This is a genomic window from Vibrio sp. 1288 (genome assembly GCF_033344475.1).
Window position 1 is genome coordinate 1 of the sequence record NZ_JAWPOX010000308.1, and the last position, 835, is coordinate 835.

The 835-nt window shown below is 44.1% G+C and carries 1 pseudogene; it reads right to left on the bottom strand.

Annotated features, from left to right (window positions below):
* Positions 1-20: 20 nt before the first annotated feature.
* Positions 21-521: pseudogene (locus R8O11_RS26420) on the bottom strand (amidohydrolase family protein); the annotation flags it as partial.
* Positions 522-835: the final 314 nt, after the last annotated feature.

The following is an 835-nucleotide window of genomic DNA, read 5'->3' on the forward strand; positions in this document are numbered from 1 at the left end:
AGATCCGCGTTGGTAGGCTAGTAATCCAGTTGGGGGTCGTCGTAACCAAAACCTAAAATCCACCCCGTTTTCTCAATGAATAGGCGTTGCGTATTATTGTTCTCGGCATTTTTCAGAGTTTCTATGATTTTCGCAACGGTATCGGCTTCGCCATCAGGAGATGGCAGCACGTTTGCGACCATGGCTTGCAGACCAACACCATACACATGACTGTGCGGATCAACAAAGCCAGGCAACATAGTTTTGCCTTTTAAGTCGACCAACTGTGTTTTACCGAACTTGTGTTCCATCGCTCCATCTTTGCTGCCGACATAAATGATTTTCTCGCCTAATGTCGCGACGGCTTCGGCGTACTCTGGCTTATCGCCTGCCATGGTTAGGATGTCGCCACCATAATAAATTTTGTCTGCGGCGGTTACTTTGAGTGGCTCGGCGACGGCTTCTACTTCTTTCGCTTCTTCAGAAAAACACCCCGTTAAAGCAAGCCCAGATAGGGCAATAGGGATCCAGTTTTTGTTCATCGGTCATCTCCATACAGAGTAAGTTTTTTGCCTATTGCTCCCATCTCAATGAGTTTGAGAACTCAATAGGTCACATTCACTTTAGTTCATATTGAAGGAGGATTATCAACAAGATTAAAGACTTTCAATCAAGCGCAAGTTATACCTACCGATGAATATCAAAAATGTTACATTTTTCCATTTCATAAACGATTCTGGACTTAGGCAATGTGACCCATAACGAGGTTCTATGGTTAAAAAGTCGGCATGATAAGTCCACGATTTATCTCGATGACGCTCAAGGAAGAACATGAAAGACGAAACGCTATCCATCC